At 67.5% G+C, this 17,245-nt stretch carries 23 protein-coding genes; 8 read left to right on the top strand and 15 right to left on the bottom strand.

The annotated features are described in order from the left end of the window. Positions 1-439: amidohydrolase family protein (locus ACODRZ_RS19805; RefSeq protein ID WP_488986231.1), on the top strand; the 439-nt coding region annotated here is incomplete at its 5' end. Positions 440-442: 3 nt separating this feature from the next. Here the strand turns inward: ACODRZ_RS19805 and ACODRZ_RS19800 are convergent. The 8 genes from ACODRZ_RS19800 to nagZ all read right to left on the bottom strand — a co-directional run bounded on the left by ACODRZ_RS19800 (position 443) and on the right by nagZ (position 5,299). Next, positions 443-769, bottom strand: a complete 327-nt coding sequence (locus ACODRZ_RS19800) for a type II toxin-antitoxin system RelE/ParE family toxin (protein ID WP_488973146.1) — start codon at positions 767-769, stop codon at positions 443-445. Between the two features lies 1 nt (position 770). Beyond that, a complete protein-coding gene (locus tag ACODRZ_RS19795) occupies positions 771-1,028 on the bottom strand; it encodes a ribbon-helix-helix domain-containing protein (protein ID WP_488986230.1) in 258 nt (85 codons plus the stop codon). A gap of 61 nt (positions 1,029-1,089) precedes the next feature. Then, on the bottom strand, positions 1,090-1,920 hold the full coding sequence (gene tatC, locus ACODRZ_RS19790; RefSeq protein WP_488973144.1) for a twin-arginine translocase subunit TatC: 831 nt from the start codon (positions 1,918-1,920) through the stop codon (positions 1,090-1,092). A 154-nt stretch (positions 1,921-2,074) separates the two neighbouring features. Continuing rightward, the gene (gene tatB, locus ACODRZ_RS19785; RefSeq protein WP_488973143.1) at positions 2,075-2,461 is read right to left on the bottom strand and encodes a Sec-independent protein translocase protein TatB; all 387 of its coding nucleotides are present in this window, start codon (positions 2,459-2,461) and stop codon (positions 2,075-2,077) included. A 20-nt stretch (positions 2,462-2,481) separates the two neighbouring features. Beyond that, the gene (locus ACODRZ_RS19780) at positions 2,482-2,736 is read right to left on the bottom strand and encodes a twin-arginine translocase TatA/TatE family subunit (RefSeq protein WP_488973142.1); all 255 of its coding nucleotides are present in this window, start codon (positions 2,734-2,736) and stop codon (positions 2,482-2,484) included. A 109-nt stretch (positions 2,737-2,845) separates the two neighbouring features. Continuing rightward, positions 2,846-3,487 carry an SMC-Scp complex subunit ScpB gene (gene scpB, locus ACODRZ_RS19775; RefSeq protein ID WP_488973141.1) on the bottom strand — a complete coding sequence of 214 codons (642 nt, stop codon included), beginning with the start codon at positions 3,485-3,487 and terminating at the stop codon, positions 2,846-2,848. Next, positions 3,484-4,287 carry a segregation and condensation protein A gene (locus ACODRZ_RS19770; RefSeq protein WP_488973140.1) on the bottom strand — a complete coding sequence of 268 codons (804 nt, stop codon included), beginning with the start codon at positions 4,285-4,287 and terminating at the stop codon, positions 3,484-3,486. Before ACODRZ_RS19770 ends, scpB begins: the two co-directional genes overlap by 4 nt. Position 4,288: 1 nt before the next feature. Continuing rightward, positions 4,289-5,299 carry a beta-N-acetylhexosaminidase gene (gene nagZ, locus ACODRZ_RS19765; protein ID WP_488973139.1) on the bottom strand — a complete coding sequence of 337 codons (1,011 nt, stop codon included), beginning with the start codon at positions 5,297-5,299 and terminating at the stop codon, positions 4,289-4,291. Between the two features lie 214 nt (positions 5,300-5,513). On the opposite strand from nagZ, the gene ACODRZ_RS19760 reads away from it, so the two are divergent. Together ACODRZ_RS19760 and ACODRZ_RS19755 are read left to right on the top strand one after the other, a co-directional pair. Beyond that, positions 5,514-5,915, top strand: coding sequence for a metallopeptidase family protein (locus ACODRZ_RS19760; RefSeq protein WP_488972319.1), 402 nt, complete (start codon positions 5,514-5,516; stop codon positions 5,913-5,915). A 68-nt stretch (positions 5,916-5,983) separates the two neighbouring features. Next, entirely contained in the window at positions 5,984-7,753 is a 1,770-nt protein-coding gene (locus ACODRZ_RS19755; RefSeq protein ID WP_488972318.1) for a bifunctional metallophosphatase/5'-nucleotidase, read from the top strand. A 42-nt stretch (positions 7,754-7,795) separates the two neighbouring features. Here the strand turns inward: ACODRZ_RS19755 and ACODRZ_RS19750 are convergent, their stop codons facing one another. Further along, the gene (locus ACODRZ_RS19750) at positions 7,796-8,467 is read right to left on the bottom strand and encodes a glutathione S-transferase family protein (protein ID WP_488972317.1); all 672 of its coding nucleotides are present in this window, start codon (positions 8,465-8,467) and stop codon (positions 7,796-7,798) included. A gap of 176 nt (positions 8,468-8,643) precedes the next feature. Here ACODRZ_RS19750 and ACODRZ_RS19745 point away from each other — a divergent pair, with 176 nt between their 5' ends. Then, positions 8,644-9,030: a VOC family protein gene (locus ACODRZ_RS19745; RefSeq protein WP_488972316.1), complete on the top strand. Its 387-nt coding sequence runs from the start codon at positions 8,644-8,646 to the stop codon at positions 9,028-9,030. A gap of 7 nt (positions 9,031-9,037) precedes the next feature. On the opposite strand, the gene ACODRZ_RS19740 is transcribed toward ACODRZ_RS19745, so the two are convergent. Then, complete coding sequence (locus ACODRZ_RS19740) at positions 9,038-9,883, bottom strand: acyl-CoA thioesterase (RefSeq protein ID WP_488972315.1); 846 nt, start codon at positions 9,881-9,883, stop codon at positions 9,038-9,040. A 231-nt stretch (positions 9,884-10,114) separates the two neighbouring features. Here ACODRZ_RS19740 and ACODRZ_RS19735 point away from each other — a divergent pair, with 231 nt between their 5' ends. Beyond that, the gene (locus tag ACODRZ_RS19735) at positions 10,115-10,744 is read left to right on the top strand and encodes a LysE family translocator (RefSeq protein WP_488972314.1); all 630 of its coding nucleotides are present in this window, start codon (positions 10,115-10,117) and stop codon (positions 10,742-10,744) included. A gap of 3 nt (positions 10,745-10,747) precedes the next feature. On the opposite strand, the gene metW is transcribed toward ACODRZ_RS19735, so the two are convergent. From metW to metX, 3 genes are read right to left on the bottom strand one after another with little or no spacing between them, the layout of a single operon-like run. After that, a complete protein-coding gene (gene metW, locus ACODRZ_RS19730; RefSeq protein WP_488972313.1) occupies positions 10,748-11,359 on the bottom strand; it encodes a methionine biosynthesis protein MetW in 612 nt (203 codons plus the stop codon). Further along, positions 11,356-11,790, bottom strand: coding sequence for a GNAT family N-acetyltransferase (locus ACODRZ_RS19725; RefSeq protein ID WP_488972312.1), 435 nt, complete (start codon positions 11,788-11,790; stop codon positions 11,356-11,358). The genes metW and ACODRZ_RS19725 overlap by 4 nt, the downstream gene beginning before the upstream one ends. Continuing rightward, positions 11,787-12,911 (bottom strand): homoserine O-acetyltransferase MetX, encoded by a 1,125-nt coding sequence (gene metX, locus ACODRZ_RS19720; RefSeq protein ID WP_488972311.1) that lies wholly within the window; start codon positions 12,909-12,911, stop codon positions 11,787-11,789. Before metX ends, ACODRZ_RS19725 begins: the two co-directional genes overlap by 4 nt. A gap of 57 nt (positions 12,912-12,968) precedes the next feature. Between metX and hisC the strand changes: the two genes are divergently transcribed. From hisC to ACODRZ_RS19705, 3 genes are all read left to right on the top strand, one after another. Next, positions 12,969-14,096: a histidinol-phosphate transaminase gene (gene hisC, locus ACODRZ_RS19715; protein WP_488972310.1), complete on the top strand. Its 1,128-nt coding sequence runs from the start codon at positions 12,969-12,971 to the stop codon at positions 14,094-14,096. Beyond that, complete coding sequence (locus ACODRZ_RS19710; protein WP_488972309.1) at positions 14,093-15,007, top strand: prephenate/arogenate dehydrogenase family protein; 915 nt, start codon at positions 14,093-14,095, stop codon at positions 15,005-15,007. Before hisC ends, ACODRZ_RS19710 begins: the two co-directional genes overlap by 4 nt. Before the next feature lie 206 nt (positions 15,008-15,213). Continuing rightward, positions 15,214-15,993 (top strand): transglutaminase-like domain-containing protein, encoded by a 780-nt coding sequence (locus ACODRZ_RS19705; RefSeq protein WP_488972308.1) that lies wholly within the window; start codon positions 15,214-15,216, stop codon positions 15,991-15,993. Here the strand turns inward: ACODRZ_RS19705 and ACODRZ_RS19700 are convergent. Then, positions 15,990-16,694 carry a lysophospholipid acyltransferase family protein gene (locus ACODRZ_RS19700; protein WP_488972307.1) on the bottom strand — a complete coding sequence of 235 codons (705 nt, stop codon included), beginning with the start codon at positions 16,692-16,694 and terminating at the stop codon, positions 15,990-15,992. The genes ACODRZ_RS19705 and ACODRZ_RS19700 overlap by 4 nt on opposite strands. Beyond that, positions 16,691-17,230: a YdcF family protein gene (locus ACODRZ_RS19695; protein ID WP_488972306.1), complete on the bottom strand. Its 540-nt coding sequence runs from the start codon at positions 17,228-17,230 to the stop codon at positions 16,691-16,693. The genes ACODRZ_RS19700 and ACODRZ_RS19695 overlap by 4 nt, the downstream gene beginning before the upstream one ends. Positions 17,231-17,245: the final 15 nt, after the last annotated feature.

The following is a 17,245-nucleotide window of genomic DNA, read 5'->3' as shown; positions in this document are numbered from 1 at the left end:
CCCCCCCCCCCCCCCCCCCCCCCCGCAGCGGCTGGCGGGCGCCTATGCATGGAAGTCGATCGCGGCGACGGGCGCGAAGCTGGCCTTCGGCTCCGACACGCCGGTGGAACCCGCGCATCCCTTCGAGGGGCTGGCGGTGGCGATCAGCCGCACCGGCGCCGACGGCCAGCCCATGGGCGGCTGGCAGCCGCAGGAAATCCTCACGCGCGAGGCGGCGCTGGGCGCCTACACCACGGGCGCGGCCCACTCGCTGTTCGCCGAGGACCGCCTCGGCCGCATCGCGCCGGGCATGCGTGCGGACTTCCTGTTCGTGGACGAGGACCCGATGACCGCCGCCCCGCAGGCGCTGCGCGGCACGCATGTGCTGGAAACGTGGATCGGCGGGCGGCTGGCATGGTCGGCCGCGCAGGACGGCGGCAAGGCCGGGGTGCGGCGGTAACGTTCAGGCTGCGCTGTCTTCCCGAAAGCGGTCCATCAGGTGCATCCGTTCGTGCAGGATGGTGACGATGCCCACCGTATCGTCACCAAGCAGCCGCCAGTAGACGTAGTGGCGCTCATGGCGGCAGTAAAAGCCGTCAACGCCGAATTCACCGGGAATGGCGCGCCATGGCTGATCGCGCCGCGCGATCCGCTCGAAGCAGGCGAACAGGCCGCGAATGTAGGCTTCCGCCTGCGCCTCACCCCACGAATCGCGAGTATAAACGAAGATTTCGTCGAGCCGCCGACCGGCGATCGCGGAGACCGTGAAGCCGGCAATTTCAGCGGCCATCTCAACCGGGGCGATTGCGTGCGATCACCGCTTCCGCATCCAGCGGAGCATAACTCGATTCGGGCGCGGCGAACGCCCGGTGCAGTTCGGCTTCGAGCCGCTGAAACTGCTCCGCTTCGAGCCGTGCCTTGTCGCGCCGGATCAGGTCACGGACATACTCGCTGACGTTTTCGTAGGAACCGTGCTCGCCCACATTGGCGGCCACGAAGTCGCCCAGCGCGCCGCCGATCCGGACATTGAGGGTCATGGGCTTGTTCATCACGCGCACCTTTCGTCCCAATATAGTGGAATATCGTGGACGCTGACAAGCGCGCCCGGCCTCACTCCGCTGCTGCGTGCCCGGCAGCCTTGGCCGCTTCCTCCACGGCCTTTTCCTCGCGCGCTCGGTCCTTGGCATCGCGGCGTTCGGTGAACCACATCAGGATCAGCGTGCCTTCCCACAGCATCAGCAGCGGGATCGCCAGCAGCAGCTGGGAGACGACGTCCGGCGGGGTCGCCACGGCGGCGATGATGAAGATGCCGACGATCGCATAGCGCCGCGCGCCGACACACTGCGCGCGCGTCACCATGCCCGCCCGGTTGAGCAGCATCAGCAGTACCGGCAGCAGGAAGCTGATCCCGAAGGCCAGGATGAACTGCATGACGAGCGCGAGGTAATCGCCCGTCCCCGGCAGCGCCTCCAGCTTAAGGCCGCCCTTCTGCCCTTCGAACGTGAGGAAGAAGTGGAAGGCCGTGGGCATCACCACGTAATAGGCCAGCGCCGCGCCCATCGTGAACAGCACCGGCGTCGCGATCAGGAAGGGCAGGAACGCCTTCTTTTCCTTGGCATAAAGGCCGGGGGCGACGAACTGCCAGATCTGGTTGGCGATCACCGGGAAGCTGACGAAGAAGGCCGCGAACATCGCGATCTTCACCTCGACGAAGAAGGCTTCGTAGAGCTTGGTGTAGATCAGCTTGCCCTGTCCGGGCGGAAACGCCTCGGTCAGCGGGCGGACGAGGAACGAGAAGATGTCGCCCGCGAAGTAGAAGCACACCGCGAAGGCCAGCGCGAAGGCCATGAAGGCGCGCAGCAGACGGCCGCGCAGCTCGATCAGGTGATCGAGCAGAGGGGCCTGGGTATCGTCGATGTCGGAGATGCGAAAGGGCTGCATTATTTCGGCCTCGAGCCAGAGTGCGAGGCGGAAGGGCCTGACCCCGAATCGTCATTGCGAGCGCAGCGAAGCAATCCAGAGCCGCGTAAACCGCTCTGGATTGCTTCGCTGCGCTCGCAATGACGAAGGTGATTGGAACTCATGTCATTTCGCCTTAGGGCGGCGGCGGGGGTAAGTGGAATTCAGCCTGCTTCGGCGCTTCGGCCTTGGGCGTTTCCGTGTCACCAGCCACGGCAACCTCCGCCACTGGCTCCGAAACGGCGGGCGCCTGCATGTCGTCGGCAGTAGGATTCATCGAGGGAAGCTGCGGGCTCGCCTTCATGATGGCCTCGTTCTGCTCGCGCCACTTGCGCTCCATTTCCTCCAGCTCGGCTTCACGCACCATGGCGTCGATGCCGGACCGGAAGTGGTTCGACATCTTGCGCATCTTGCCGATCCAGCGACCGGCCGTGCGCAGCGCCATCGGCATGTCCTTGGGACCGATGACGACGACCGCCACGATGACGATCATCAACAGTTCGGATGCACCGACGTCGAACATCCCCGATCAGCCCCGAGCGCTCAGGCCTGTTCGTTCTTCACCTCAGTCGCGGTCGGCGCGGGATCGGCCTTCTGCGACGAGATCTGGGCGGCGGGAGCCGAGGCGTCCTTGGCCTTCCCCGAGGCTTTCTGGGCCTCTTCCTCGTTCATGCCGTCCTTGAAGCTCTTGATGCCCTTGCCGAAGTCACCCATGATTTCCGAAACGCGGCCGCGTCCGAACAGCACGAGCACGATCACGAGAACGATCAGCCAGTGCCAGATCGAGAAGCTACCCATAACCTCAACTCCAAAAGCGCGGTCGATTCCGACCGGTCATAGGGGGCATGTAGGCGCTTTGACGCCAAGTTGCCAGCCCGTCATGGTTATGTCCTTCACCGGTCGCATGTCAGTCATCTTCGGAATCCGACTTCTCCGAAGCGCGAGGATTGGAGCGAGGATTCCCGCTGCCCAGCGCGGCCTCGATGACGTCCTCGTCGACGGGGTCGAGCAGGCCCGCCGCGCGCAGTTCGTCGATTCCGGGAAGCTCCTTCAGCGAGCCCAGCCCGAAGTGGTCGAGGAACGCGGGCGTCGTCGCATAGATCACCGGCCGCCCCGGCACCTCGCGCCGCCCGGCGACGCGAACCCAGCCCGCCTCCATCAGCACATCGAGCGTGCCCTTGGCGGTCTGGACGCCGCGAATGGCCTCGATCTCGGCGCGGCTGACGGGTTCGTGGTAGGCGACGATCGCCAGCACCTCGGTGGCGGCACGGCTGAGGCGGCGCACGTCCTCCTTCTCGCGGCGGAGCAGGTGGGCGAGATCGGGCGCGGTCTCGAAATGCCAGCGCCCGCCGCGCTCGACGAGGTGGATGCCGCGCCCCTGATAATGCCGCTGCAGATCGGCGAGCGCGGGGCGGACATCACCGCCTTTCTCGCCGAAACCGAGATGAAGCGCGACCTGATCGGCCGTCAACGGTTCGGTGGAGGCGAAGAGGGTCGCTTCGACGGCGCGCAGGACATCGTCGGGCGCACTGTGGGCGTCTTGTGTCACGTTTGGGTGCCTTTGAGTGCCCGCAGGCGCAGGGGGCCGTATGTCTCCTCCTGCGCCAGTTCGGCCTTGCCGGTGCGGGCCAGTTCGAGCGCCGCGACGAAGCTCGAAGCCAGCGCGGAACGGCGCAATTGCGGGCTTTCCCAGCTGCCGTGGGCGGCGGGCAGGAAGTCGCGCAGTTCCATCCAGTCGATCGCCACGCCGAGCATCGAGGCGACGCGGGCTATCGCGGTGTCGAGCGTCATCACCATCCGCTCGCGCACCATATGCACCACCGGCTGCGAGCGGATTTTCACGTCGCCGTAGGCTCTTACGAGATCGAACCACTCTACCTGCCAGCGCGACTTGCGATCGATGCGCAGCCCCTCCGGAGCCCCCCGCTCGAACACGTCGCGCCCCAGCCGGTCCCGCCCCATCAGCCGCGCCGCCGCCTCGCGCATCGCGCCGAGGCGCTGGAGGCGCATCTGCAGGCGCAGGGCCATTTCCTCGGGGCTCGGGTCCTCCTGCTCGTCGCGCGGCAGCAGCAGCGCGGACTTCAGGTAAGCCAGCCATGCCGCCATGACGAGGTAATCCGCCGCCAGCTCCAGCCGCAGCGCCTCGGCCTCCTCGATATAGGTCAGGTAGGCGTCGACCAGTTCGAGGATCGAAATCCGCAGCAGATCGACCTTCTGCCGCCGCGCGAGGTCGAGCAGCAGGTCGAGCGGCCCTTCCCAGCCGTCGATCTCAAGATACAGCTTGTCCGCCTGAGCGCCCTGACGCTCCTCGCCGTCCCAGTCGTCGAAGAGGCCGGGATTGCTGGCCACGTCAGGCCGCCCGCAGCGCCAGCAGGGCGTCGCGCTGGGCCAGCAATTCCGCGTGGTCGGCCCCTGTCGCGGGGCCGGTTGCGTCGAGCGCATGGTCGAGACGGGCTGCGGTGTCCTCGGCCATGACGGGCAGTGCGCTGGCGATGCCGACCATGTCGTCCATCTTCGCCCAGCAGTTGAGCGCGATGTCGCAGCCCGCCGCGATCGCCTGCGCCGCCAGTTCCGGCACGCTGCCCGAAAGCGCCTGCATGTCGAGGTCGTCGGTCAGCAGCAGGCCCGAAAAACCGATGTTTTTCCGAATGATATCGCCGATCACGAAGGGCGACAGGGTGCCGGGGTTCTCGGCGTCCCACACGGTATAGCGGACGTGCGCGGTCATGCCGATCGGGGCCTTGGCCAGCGCGCGGAACGGCGCGAGGTCGAGTTCCAGTTCCTCGGCCGAGGCAGTGACGGTGGGCAGTTCCTTGTGGCTGTCCGCCATCGCGCGGCCGTGGCCGGGGATGTGCTTGATGCAGCCCGCGACGCCCGATCGCGCGAAGCCGTCGAGGATCGCGCGGCCCAGCGCCGCCACCCGCATCGGCTCGGCGCCCAGCGCGCGGTCGCCGATGACGTCGTGCGCGCCCGGCTGGCGCACGTCGAGCGAGGGGTGGCAATCGACGCTGACGCCCACTTCGGCAAGGTCGAGGCCGAGCGCCTGCGCGTTCACCCGCGCCGCCTCGATGGCGCTGGCGGGGGCGAGATCGTAGAGTCGATCGAACGCCTCGCCGGGCGGATAGGCGCTCCAGGTCGGCGGCTTCATCCGGGCGACGCGGCCGCCTTCCTGGTCGATGCAGACGAACAGGCGGTCCCGCCCGTGGAGGCTGCGCAGCTCGTCGGTCAGGGCGCGAACTTGCGCGCGGCTTTCTACGTTGCGGCCGAACAGGATGTAGCCCGCCGGGTCGGCATCGCGGAAGAAGGCGCGTTCGTCGTCGCTGAGAGTCAGGCCGGAGAGGCCGAAGATTGCCGGAACCATGCCGATTTGGTCGCAGAATGGCGGCGGTTTCGCAAGGAAGGCGGGGGGCGAAGGTGTGGATGGCGCTATGCGGCGGGGGCTTCGACAAGCTCAGCCTGAGCGGGCTTGAGAGCTGGTCTTTAAATCCCGCTCAGGCTGAGCTTGTCGAAGCCCCCTCGGGCCATTCCCGGCACGATGACTTACGCCGCGCTCCAAAACCTGCCACACCCAGCCCATGACCCGCAGCTTCGGCCCTCCCCCTTCCGCCGCCGAGTTCGAGCGCCTCGCCCACGCCGCTTTCGCGCGCATCCCGCAGCCTTTCGCGCGGCACCTCGAAGGCATCACCGTCCACATCGAGGAATTCGCCGACGAGGAGGTGCTGCAGGACATGGGCATCGAGGATGCCTGGGAACTGACCGGCCTCTACCACGGCCGCCCGATGGACAGCGAATCGATCTGGCTCTCGGGCGACCTGCCGCCGCGCATCATGCTCTATCGCCAGCCCCTGCTCGCCGAGTGGTGCGAGACCGGCGTGGGCCTCGAAGACCTCGTCACCCATGTCGTGATCCACGAGGTCGGCCACCATTTCGGCCTGTCAGACGATGACATGCACGCGCTTGAGGATCAGGTGCGCTGAAAACTTGCACGGGCCGTCGGCGAAATTGGTCCTTGGTCTGCAACGTTTCGGTGCGATAGAGCGGCGCCATGACTTCCCCCCGTCTACGCGCCCTGCCGCTCCTCGCCCTCGCTTTCACTGCCGCCTGCGCCGCCCCGCAGGCCACGCGCCCGGGAGCGCCGCCTGCTGCATCCACCGCCGCCGCTCTGGTGGAAGTGGGCATCATCGCCATCAACGACTTCCACGGCGCGCTGGAGCCGCCCAAGGCTGCGGTCGAGGCACCCGGTCCTGACGGCAAGACCGTCAACGTGCCCGCAGGCGGCGGCGCATGGCTGGCCTCGGCGGTCGATTCGCTGAAAGCCGAGCACCCCAACAACGTCGTCGTCGCGGCGGGCGACCTGACCAGCGCCTCGCAGCTGGCCTCCTCGCTCCACCTCGACGAGCCGGCGGTCGGCGTGATGAACCGCATTGGCCTCGAATTCAACGCGGTGGGCAACCACGAGTTCGACCGCGGCTGGAAGGAACTCCAGCGCCTGCAGAACGGCGGCTGCGAGAAGAACACCCGCCTCCAGCCCTGCCAGCTGGAGCAGTTCAAGGGCGCCAGCTACAAATACCTCTCCGCCGCGACCTACAAGGACGACGGCACGACGCTGTTCCCCGCCACCGGCCTCAAGACCTTCGGCGAAGGCGCGCGCAAGGTGACCATCGGCTTCGTCGGCCTGTCGCTCAAGTCGATCCCCACGCTCGTCCAGCCCGACATGGTCAAGGGACTGACCTTTGGTGACGAGGCCGAGGCGATCAACAAGGCGATTCCCGTGCTCAAGGCCGAGGGCGCCGACGCAGTCGTCGTGCTGATCCACCAGGGCGGCAAGACCACTGCCAAGGACCCCAATTCCTGCGAGGGCTTCGCGGGCGACATCCAGCCGATCCTCGACAAGCTGAACCCCGGCGTGGACCTCGTCGTCTCGGGTCACACGCACTGGCAGTACGTGTGCCAGTACGGGCAGTCGGGCGATGGTTCGCCGATCCTGCTGACCAGCGCGGGCGTCTACGGCAAGCTGGTGACCGACATCACGCTCACCATCGACCCCGCCAGCCACAAGGTCATCGCCAAGAAGGCGCATAACGTCATCGTCCAGTCGCCGGGCTACACCAGCGGCCGGGGCGACGTGCCGAATACCGCTGCCTACCCGCAGTTCCAGCCGCGCGCGGACGTGGCGGACTATGTCGCGGGCTATGTGAAGGATGCGGCCGGGCTGATCCAGCGACCGGTCGGCAAGATGTCAGGCCCGGCGGCCAAGGGCAGCAGCGAGAGCGCCACTGGCGGCGACCTCGGCAACCTGATCGCCGATTCGCAGCTGGCGGGCAGCAAGGCGGCGGGCGCGCAGATCGCCTTCACCAACCCCTTCGGCATTCGCGCCCCGATCGACCCGGCGCCCGACGGCACCGTCACTTTCGGGCAGGTCTACGCGACGCAGCCGTTCAACAACGAACTGGTGACGATGACGCTGACCGGCGCGCAAGTCCGCGCGGTGATCGAGGACGGCCTCGACGACGCAGGCGACAAGCAGGCGCTGGCGCCGTCGGCCGGGCTGAAGTTCTCGTACGACATGCGCCGCCCCTCGGGCAGCCGCGTGGTGTCTCTGACCCTGAACGGCAAGCCGCTCGATCCCGCCGCGAAGTACCGCGTCACCGTGGTCAACTTCCTCGCGGAAGGCGGCGACGGTTTCGCGACCTTCAAGCAGGGCACCGAGATCACGCGCGGCATGATCGACAACGAGGCGTTCCAGCAGTGGCTCGCCGCCGTGCCGGTACGTCAGGTGCCCAAGGAAGAGCGCGCCGTTCGGCTCGACAAGTAATGTGAACCCGGTCCCTGCGGCCTTCGCGGGGACCGGAGTTTATCAGGCGTCCACTTCGGCGTAGTGGCTCGGCGGCTGGATCACTTCCATGCGCTCCGACAGCAGCGGCCGGAACGAAGGGCGCGACTTCATCACCAGATACCAGCCGCGCGCCTGCTCGTGGCTCGACCAGTCGAGGCCGCCGAGGTAGTCCGCCACCGACAGCTGCGCCGCCGCCGCTAGGTCCGCCAGCGTCATCGTCGCACCGGCAAGCCAGGGCCGGTTGTCGATCAGGTAGTCGATGTAGTCGAGGTAGTCGTGCGCCAGCTTCATCGATTCGCGCAGCGCCTTGGCATCGGGCGACTGGCGCAGGACGAGGCGCTTCTTCATCCGCTCCAGCAGCAGGGGGCCGGAGACGTCGTTGTAGAAATTCTCGTCGAACATCGCGATCAGGCGGCGGATTTCCGCGCGTTGCTGGGCGGTGCCGCTGATCAGCGGATAGCGATCCACCGTCTCCTCGAAATATTCGCAGATCGCACGACTGTCCGACAGGACGAGGCCCTTGTCGGTTTCGCGGATGACGGGCGTGCGCCCGGCCGGGTTCATCGCGAAGAGGCGATCCTCGCCCTCCCACGGCCGCGCGGTCTGGAGTTCATACGCGATGCCCTTCTCCGCCATGAGCAGCCGAACCTTGCGGCTGAAGGGGCAGAGGGGGAACTGATAGATGTGCCACATGGCGATTCGGAATGCCGAAAGGGCACGCCCCCGTCCATTTCACGGAGGCGGGAATCAGGTGGATAAGTCCGCGCTCCATCCGTTGCGCGATATGTCGCGGCTCTGTGCCTCCGGTCGTTGACCCTTCGCCTGCCCGCCGACAGTCTGCCGGCGAACGGAGAGAGGGAGAGGAAATCGTGCTGCTCAAGTCCATCCGCCTGGGGTCGAACGACCTTGGGAAGACCCGCGCGTTCTATGACGCCACGTTCGGCGCGCTGGGCCTCGCCCCCTGCTCGACGCCCGAACAGTACCCCATCGTGATGTGGGATCTTGGCGGCGTGCGCTTCCTGCTCGGCCCGGCGCGTGATGGAGAGGCCTGCACCCATGGCAACGGCGGCACGATCCTGTTCGACGCGCCGGACGAGGCTGCGGTCAGGGCGTGGCACGCGGCGGGCCTTGCCAGCGGCGGAACCGACGAAGGCGCGCCCGAGGCCAAGCCCCAGGCACGCGGCGCCTTCGGGGCCTACTTGCGCGACCCCGACGGCAACAAGCTCGGCGTCTATTCCGGCCTGAGCATGGGGTAAGGGCGGCTCAGGCCGCCCGGTCCACCACCACCATCGTGAAGGTCGAGGTCGCCGAATGGCGGCGCTCGCCGTTCATCAGGTTCTCGGCCCAGAGTTCGACGCGGATGAGCACCGAATCGGCGCCCGCCATCACGACCTCGGAGATCAGCTCGATCATCTCGCCCTCGCGGATGGGGGACTTGAAATCGATGCGGTCGGACGTGCCCATGATCATCGGGCGGCGCATGTGGCGGCTCGAAGCGATGAACGCCGCGCGGCCCATCATCTTGAGCGCATCGCCGCCGAACAGCGAGCCGTAGTGGTTGGTCTGCGCCGGGAAGACCATGTCGACCATGTGCAGCCGCCCGGTCTCCACCGAGGGCGCGGGCTCAGGCATCGGCGGGAACGGCAGTTTCGTGTCCGGTCCCTTGGGCGCGACGAGCACGAAGAGGCCGCGCGTGCACAGGCGCCGCTCGCCGGTGAGCGGGTTTTCGGCGACCAGTTCCACTTCGACATCGACCGATCGGGTGCCGACGCGGGTGATCAGGCCGGTCGCCTCGATCAGGTCGCCGATGCGGCCGGGGTTCTCGAAGTCGATGCGCTCGGTCCGCGCGGTGACGAAAGGCGCGCGGGCATGGCGGGCGGCGACGAGGAAGGCGATCTTGTCCATGTGCGCCAGCGCGACGCCGCCGAACAGGGTGCCGTGGTGATTGGTGTCGCCGGGAAACACGGCGTCGATAAGCTGCACCGCGTGGCGCGCGGGCGTAGTCGTCAGGGTCATGTCATACTCGTCGATTCGGGTCACGGTCGCCGGACGCACGCCCAGATACGAATGGAGCGCGCGGCCGTCGGCCTGGTCGGGAATCGTCTCCACGGATGGACGACCGGCTCGGCATGGACGGGGGCAATGCTGCACCCTTGGCCGGTCTGTCAGCTGCGGACGCGGCGAGGCGCCCGGCAGAAGGCGGCGCACCTCGCAGCCGGGCAGGCCCGGGTCAAGCGAAAGCGCGGCGATTGTCTTGCGGGAAATGCCACTGGTGTTGCCTTGTTCGCACCTCGGGCATAAGCCGCGCGTTCCTCGATCCCGTGCAAGGACCCTCGCACCGTGACGCTTCATACCTGGTGGCTGTTCGTCGCCGCCGTCTTCGTGGTTTCCGGCACGCCGGGGCCGAACATGCTCCACGTGCTGTCGCGCAGCGTCGAGATGGGCGCGCGGCGCAGCACGATCGCCATGGCGGGGTGCCTGTGCGCGATCTTCCTGCTGATGGGCTCCTCCGCCGCCGGGCTGACGACGCTGCTGCTGGCGCTACCCGGCTCGTTCGAGGTGCTGCGCTACGCGGGCGTCGCTTATCTGGTCTACCTGGGCATCAAGTCCTGGCGCTCGCCCGTGGCACCGCTCGACCCGACCGAGAGCGAACTCCCGCCCGCCCCCTCGAGCCTCGCGGTGTTCCGGGGCGGCTTCACGATCGCCATCAGCAATCCCAAGGCGATCCTTTTCGCAGCCGCCTTCTTCCCGCAGTTCATCGACCCCGCGCTGCCCAAGGCGCCGCAGTTCGCGATCCTGTTCGGCACTTTCACCGTCATCGAGACCGCGTGGTACTGCACTTATGCGCTCGGCGGCCGGGGCCTCGCCCGCTACCTTAGCCGCCCGGCGATCAAGCAGGCGTTCAACCGCGTGACCGGTGTGTTCTTCATCGGCTTCGGACTGGCGCTGCTGAAAGCGCGGCCGAACTGAGTCTCAGCCGCCGCGCGAGAGCAGGAACACCGCGTGCTCGGCGCGGAAGTTGGCCGCCGCCGCGCTGCACTGGGTATCGCCCGAGAGGAACCAGCGTCCCTCCACCGTGATCCCGCGTTCCTGCAGCAGCGCGCGGAAATCGTTCACCGTCAGGTGGTGGATGTTGGGCGTCTCGTACCAGGCGATCGGCAGCAGGCGCGTCACCGGCATGCGGCCGTTCCACAGCAAAGAGGTGCGGACCCGCCAGTGCGCGAAGTTCGGGAAGCTGACGAAGGCCTTGCGGCCGATGCGCAGCAGTTCCTCCAGCACCATGTCGGGGCGCATCGTCGTCTGCAGCGTCTGCGACAGGATCGCGTAGTCCACCGACTTGTCGGGATAGAACGCCAGGTCCCGGTCGGCATCGCCCTGGATCACCGAGAGGCCCTTGGCCACGCAGGCGCCCACGTTCAGCGCGTCGATCTCCATGCCGCGCGTGGCGCAGCCCGAGCCGTCGCGCAGGGCCTGCATCAGGGTGCCGTCGCCGCAGCCGACGTCGAGCACGCTGGAATCCAGCGCGACGTTCTCGGCGATGATCGCAAGGTCCGGGCGCAGGCCGGTCTTCATCGCCGGGGTCATGACGCCACCTGCAACTGCTCGGCGAACTGGGGCGAAAGGCGCTCCATCAGCCGCTCGGGCCGCATCAACGGATTGAAGCCCAGCGCGGCATAGACGCCGTGCGCGTCCGCCGTCGTCAGCGCGAAGCGGCGCACCGTCTGATAGTCCGTATGGTCGAGGAACCACTGCACCATGCGGCGACCGAGGCCAGCCCCGCGCGCAGGCTCGTCCACCCAGACGTCGGCGAGCCATGCGAAGCTGGCGTGGTCGGTGATCATGCGCGCGAAGCCGACCTGGCCCTGCTCGGGGTGATAGGCGCCGAGGCAGTGCGAGCCGGCGATCTGGCGCTCGATTTGCTCGCGCGCGATGCCGGGCGTCCAGTAGCTCGAAGCCAGCCAGCCATGCACGCGCGCAACGTCGAGGCGGATCTTGTCGTCGGAAAGCTGGATCATCCGATGAACCCCTGCACCACGCGGTCGAGCGCGGGCACGTCGAGCAGGAACGAGTCGTGCCCGAACGGCGCCGACAGTTCCACGAAGCTCACCGGCAGGCCCGCTGCATTCAGCGCATGGACGACATTGCGCGATTCCGCCGTGGGATAGAGCCAGTCGGTATCGAAGCTGACGAGGCAGTAGCGCGCCTTCGACTTCGCGAAGGCATTGGCCAACATGCCGCCATGCTCTTCGGCAAGGTCGAAGTAGTCCATCGCGCGGGTAATGTAGAGGTACGAGTTCGCATCGAAGCGGTCGGTGAACGACAGCCCCTGATAGCGCAGGTACGATTCGATCTGGAAATCCGCGTCGAAGCCGAAGGTCTTTTCCTCGCGGTTCTGCAGGCGGCGGCCGAACTTCTCGGTCAGGCCCGCTTCCGACAGATAGGTGATGTGCGCGGCCATGCGCGCGACGGAAAGGCCCTTCTCAGGCCCCTTCCCGAAGGCATAGTAATTACCCTCACGCCACTCCGGGTCGGCCATGATCGCCTGACGGCCCACTTCGTGAAACGCGATGTTCTGCGCCGAATGCCGCGCGGTCGAGGCCAGCACCAGCACTGCGCGCGTGCGCTCGGGGAAGTTGGCGGCGAGGCTCAGCACCTGCATCCCGCCCATCGATCCGCCGACGAGCGCATGGAGACTGTCGATCCCCAGCGAATCCAGCACGGCGATGTGCCCCCGCACCATGTCGCGAATGGTGATGACAGGAAAGCGCATCCCCCAGGGCGTACCGTCCGGAGAAAGATCGGCAGGCATGGCGCTGGCGGGTCCGGTCGAGCCCATGCACGAGCCGATGACGTTGGCGCAGATCACGAAGAAGCGGTCGGTGTCGATCGGCTTGCCCGGTCCGACCATGCGCACCCACCAGCCGGGCTTGCCGGTCTTGGGGTGGTTGGAGACGACATGCTGATCGCCGGTCAGCGCGTGGCAGATCAGGATCGCATTGTCCTTGGCCGCATTCAGCGTGCCGCAGGTCTCGTAGGCGATGCGCGCGCAGGGCAGCATCTGCCCGCCGTCGAGCAGCAGCGGCATGTCGAGGTCGAGGTGGCGGTTCTCGATTGGGGGATTGAGCACGGTTGCCATGATCCGAGCCCCAATAGAGGCTCAATCGGGCTCTGTCATTAGCCGCCATGGTGCGTTATGGGGCCGGCCGTCATGAGCGAAACGATCACCACTCCGAAAGCCCCGACTCCTAAGCCCTGGATCGAGGCGATCCACGCCTATGTGCCCGGCAAGTCGAAAGGCAAGGACGGCCGCCCGCTCATCAAGCTCTCCGCCAACGAGAACCCGCTGGGCACCAGCGAGGCCGCGCTCTCTGCGAAGGCCGCCGCGCCCGCGCTCTATCCGGACCCGGACAGCACCGCCTTGCGCACCGCGATCGGCGCGCGCCACGGCATCGATCCGGCGCGCGTGGTGATGGGCACCGGCTCCGACGAACTGCTCAACCTTGCGGCGCAGGGCTATGCAGGCCTCGGCGACGAGGTGATCTACGTGCGCTACGGCTTCTCGGTCTACGACATCGCGGCGCGACGCTGCGGAGCCACGCCGGTAGTCGCGCCCGATGCCGATTACGGCACCGACGTCGATGCGCTGCTGGCGCTGGTGACCGACATGACCCGCGTGGTCTTCGTCGCCAACCCCAACAACCCGACCGGCTCTTACTTGCCCAGGGGCGAGATCGCGCGCCTCCACGCCGCCCTGCCCTCCGACGTGCTGCTGGTGCTCGATCAGGCTTACGGCGAATATGTCGCGCCCGAGGACGAGGACGGCGCGCTGACGCTCGCCGCCGCGCACGACAACGTGCTGGTGACGCGCACGTTCTCCAAGATCTTCGGCCTTGCCGGAGAGCGCATCGGCTGGGCCACCGGCGCGCCGGGGATCGTCGCCACGCTCAACCGCATCCGCGGGCCGTTCAACGTCTCCTCCACCGGGCAGGCGATGGCCGAGGCGGCGCTGGCCGACACCGCGTTCGTCGAGGCGAGCCGCGTCCACAACCGCGACGAGCGCGCCCGCTTCGTCGCGAAGCTGGAGGCGCTGGGCAACCACGGGTTGCGCCCGCTGCCGAGCCAGGCGAACTTCGTGCTGACCCTGTTCGAAGGCGCCCTCACCGCCGAGGCCGCGTTCGAGGGCCTTGCCGATCGCGGCTACATCGTGCGTTGGCTGCCCGGACAGGGCCTGCCGCAGGCGCTGCGCATCACCATCGGCAAGAGCGCCGACATGGACGCGATCGCCGAGGCTCTTCGCGAAATGGCGGAAGCCGCAAAATGAGCTTTGCGAACATCGCCATCATCGGGCTCGGCCTGCAGGGCGGCTCGATCGGTCTTGCCGTGCGTGAATTCCTGCCCGAAGCGCACACCACCGGCTTCGATCTCAGCCCCGACCACCGCGCCCGCGCCGCCGAGCGCGGGCTGGTCGACAAGGTCTGCACCACTGCCAGCGAAGCGGTGCGTAATGCCGACTTAGTGATCTTCTGTGTGCCTCCGGGTGCCATGGGCATCGCCGCCGAGCAGGTGCGTGACGCCCTGCCCGCGACCGCGCTGGTCAGCGACGTCGGCTCATCGAAGCAGGCCATCGCCAGGGCGCTTGGCGAGGCCCTGCCCGATCACGTCGTCATCCCCGCGCACCCCGTCGCCGGCACCGAGAACTCCGGCCCCGACGCAGGCTTCGCGCACTTGTTCCGCAACCGCTGGTGCATCGTCACCCCGCCTGCCAAGGTGGACATGGTCAAGCTCTCCCAGCTCGTCGGCTTCTGGGAAGCACTGGGCGCCAACGTCGAGATCATGACGGCGGAGCACCACGACCTCGTGCTCGCAGTCACCAGCCACTTGCCGCACCTCATCGCCTACACCATCGTCGGCACGGCCTCCGATCTGGAAGACGTGACGCAGAGCGAGGTCATCAAGTATTCGGCCGGCGGCTTCCGCGACTTCACCCGCATCGCCGCCTCCGACCCGACGATGTGGCGCGACGTGTTCCTGTCCAACAAGGACGCGGTGCTGACGATGCTCCAGCGCTTCACCGAGGACCTCACCGCCCTCCAGCGCGCGATCCGCGTCGGCGACGGCGAGCAACTGTTCGACCAGTTCGCCCGCACGCGCACTATCCGCCGCTCGATCATCGAGGAAGGCCAGGACGACGCCCGGCCGGACTTCGGACGCGGGGACCACGAGGGGCGGTAAAGCCCCCGTCATCCCAGCGAAGGCTGGGACCGCTGGCCGTGTAAAGCCCAACTCTCGCTAGAGAGTGGTTCTGCGAACTCGCGTCTAAAGACCGATAGCGGTCCCAGCCTTCGCTGGGATGACGGGCAGTTTGTTTTTCGGGCCTTGGAGCCTCCCGCCATTTCGCGCTTTGAGCGGCCGAACCTCCTGCTCGAAAGCCCGATCCCATGCAGCTTTCCATCCAGACAACGCTTGAATACGCCGTGCCCGGCCCGGTCGACGTCCTGCTCCAGATCGAGGCCGCGATGATCCCGGAACAGCGCGTCCTGCACGCGCACATCGAACTGCCGCCGCTCGACCACTTCGCCCGCGTGCCCGCGCAAGCCTGCATCGGCGAACGCATCTGGCTGCGCACCGCCGCGCCGCTGACCGTGCGCTACGAGGCCACGGTGGAAGTCGACCGCTTCCTCGCGCCGGTGGACGTGCTTCCCGCCGTGCCGCCGCACCTGCTGCCGGGCGAGACGGTCGATTACCTCATGCCCTCACGCTACTGCACCTCGGACACGTTCCACGACTTCGTCGAAAGCGAGTTCGCCGGACTGCAGGGCGGCGCGCGGGTCGGCGCCATCCGCGACTGGATCGCGGGCACGCTGACGTACGAGCCCGGCTCCAGCGACGCTTTCACCACCGCCGCCGACACGTTCGAGAGCCGCAAGGGCGTCTGCCGCGACTTCGCGCACCTGATGATCGCACTGGTCCGCGCCAGCGCCATTCCGGCCCGCTTCGCCAGCGCCTACGGCATCGGCGTGGAGCCGCAGGACTTCCACGCCATCGCCGAAGTCTTCCTCGACGGCGCCTGGCACCTCGTCGATGCGACGGGGATGACCACGCCCGACCGCGTCGCCAAGATCGGCGTCGGGCGCGATGCCGCCGACGTCTCGTTCCTCTCCAGCTTCGGCGACGTGGAAATGCTCTCGCAGACCGTCGAGGTCAGCGCCGTAACCTAGACGTTCAGCGCGTTGATCGCGGCGTGGACGCGCGCCTCCACCTCCTCGCGCGGGAGGCCGGGGGCAATGCGTTCGCCGACGCGCAGGGTGATCGTGCCCGGCTTCTTCCAGCGGCGGTGATAGAGCCGCCCGCTGTTCACCGCCACCGGCACTACTGGCAGCGCCAGCAGCTTGTAGAGCCCCGCGAAACCGGACTGCAGCGGCGGCCGCTCTCCCGTCTTCACCCGCGTGCCTTCGGGGAAGATCGCCAGCGGACGCCCCTGTGCGGCGAGACCGCGCGCGCTCGACACCATGGTGCGCAGAGCCTTGGCGCCCTCGCCACGCTCCACCACGACCGCGCCATAGCGGCGCAAGGCCCATCCCCAGCCGGGGATTTCGGCCAGTTCCGCCTTGGGAAAGGGCGCCGGACGCTGCATCTGCGCGGGCAGGTCTATCGCCTCGTAGAAGCTCTCATGCTTGATCGCGACGAGGACGCCCTCGTTCGGCAGTTCCCCTTCGATGACAAGGCGGATGCCGAGCAGCCAGCGGGCGCACCAGCGGTGGAACAGGCCCCAGCCCCGCACGGCGCGGCGCAGCGGCTCCTCGCCGAACAGCGACCCCACGAAACAGGCGGTCACCATCACGATCGTGCCCGGATAGAACACGACATAGAACAACAGAGAACGTACAACGTCGAGCGGGTTCGCCCTTTCGGAATTCATCGCAGGGCTTCCCAGAGGTTGAGCGCGGCACGCGCCAGCAGCTTGTGATATTCGAGGAACAGCGTGCTCAGGCTCGGATGCGAGGGCACGCCGTCCAGTTCCAGCCGCACGTCGTCGGGAAATTCGCGCGCGATCTCCAGTGCGGCGCGGCGCATGTGCCAGTCGGCGGTCACCAGCCGCACCGACTTGGCGTTATGCTCGGTCACCCACTGCACCGCCTCCACGGCGTTGGAGCGGGTATCGTAGGCCCGGTAACCCAGCGTCACGCAGCAGCGCATCAGACGCGCGGGCACCCGGAACTGCACCGCGAATTCGCGCGGGCGCACTTCGCGGTCGACGCCGGAGACCAGCATGTCGGGCGCCTTGCCCGCCTCCAGCACCTTGACCGCATGTTCGATGCGCCCCTGGCTGCCGGTGAGGACGATGATCGCGTCGGTCTTCACGCTCGCAGGCAGAGGCCCGGGCAGCGAGACGGCAAACCACAGGAACCCGAAGGCCCAGAGCAGCACGACAGAGGCGGTGAAGCGGCGGAACATAGGTGAATAGCTATA

The sequence above is a fragment of the Novosphingobium sp. FG90 genome (assembly GCF_057808725.1).
This window is presented reverse-complemented; position numbering and strand designations above follow the sequence as displayed.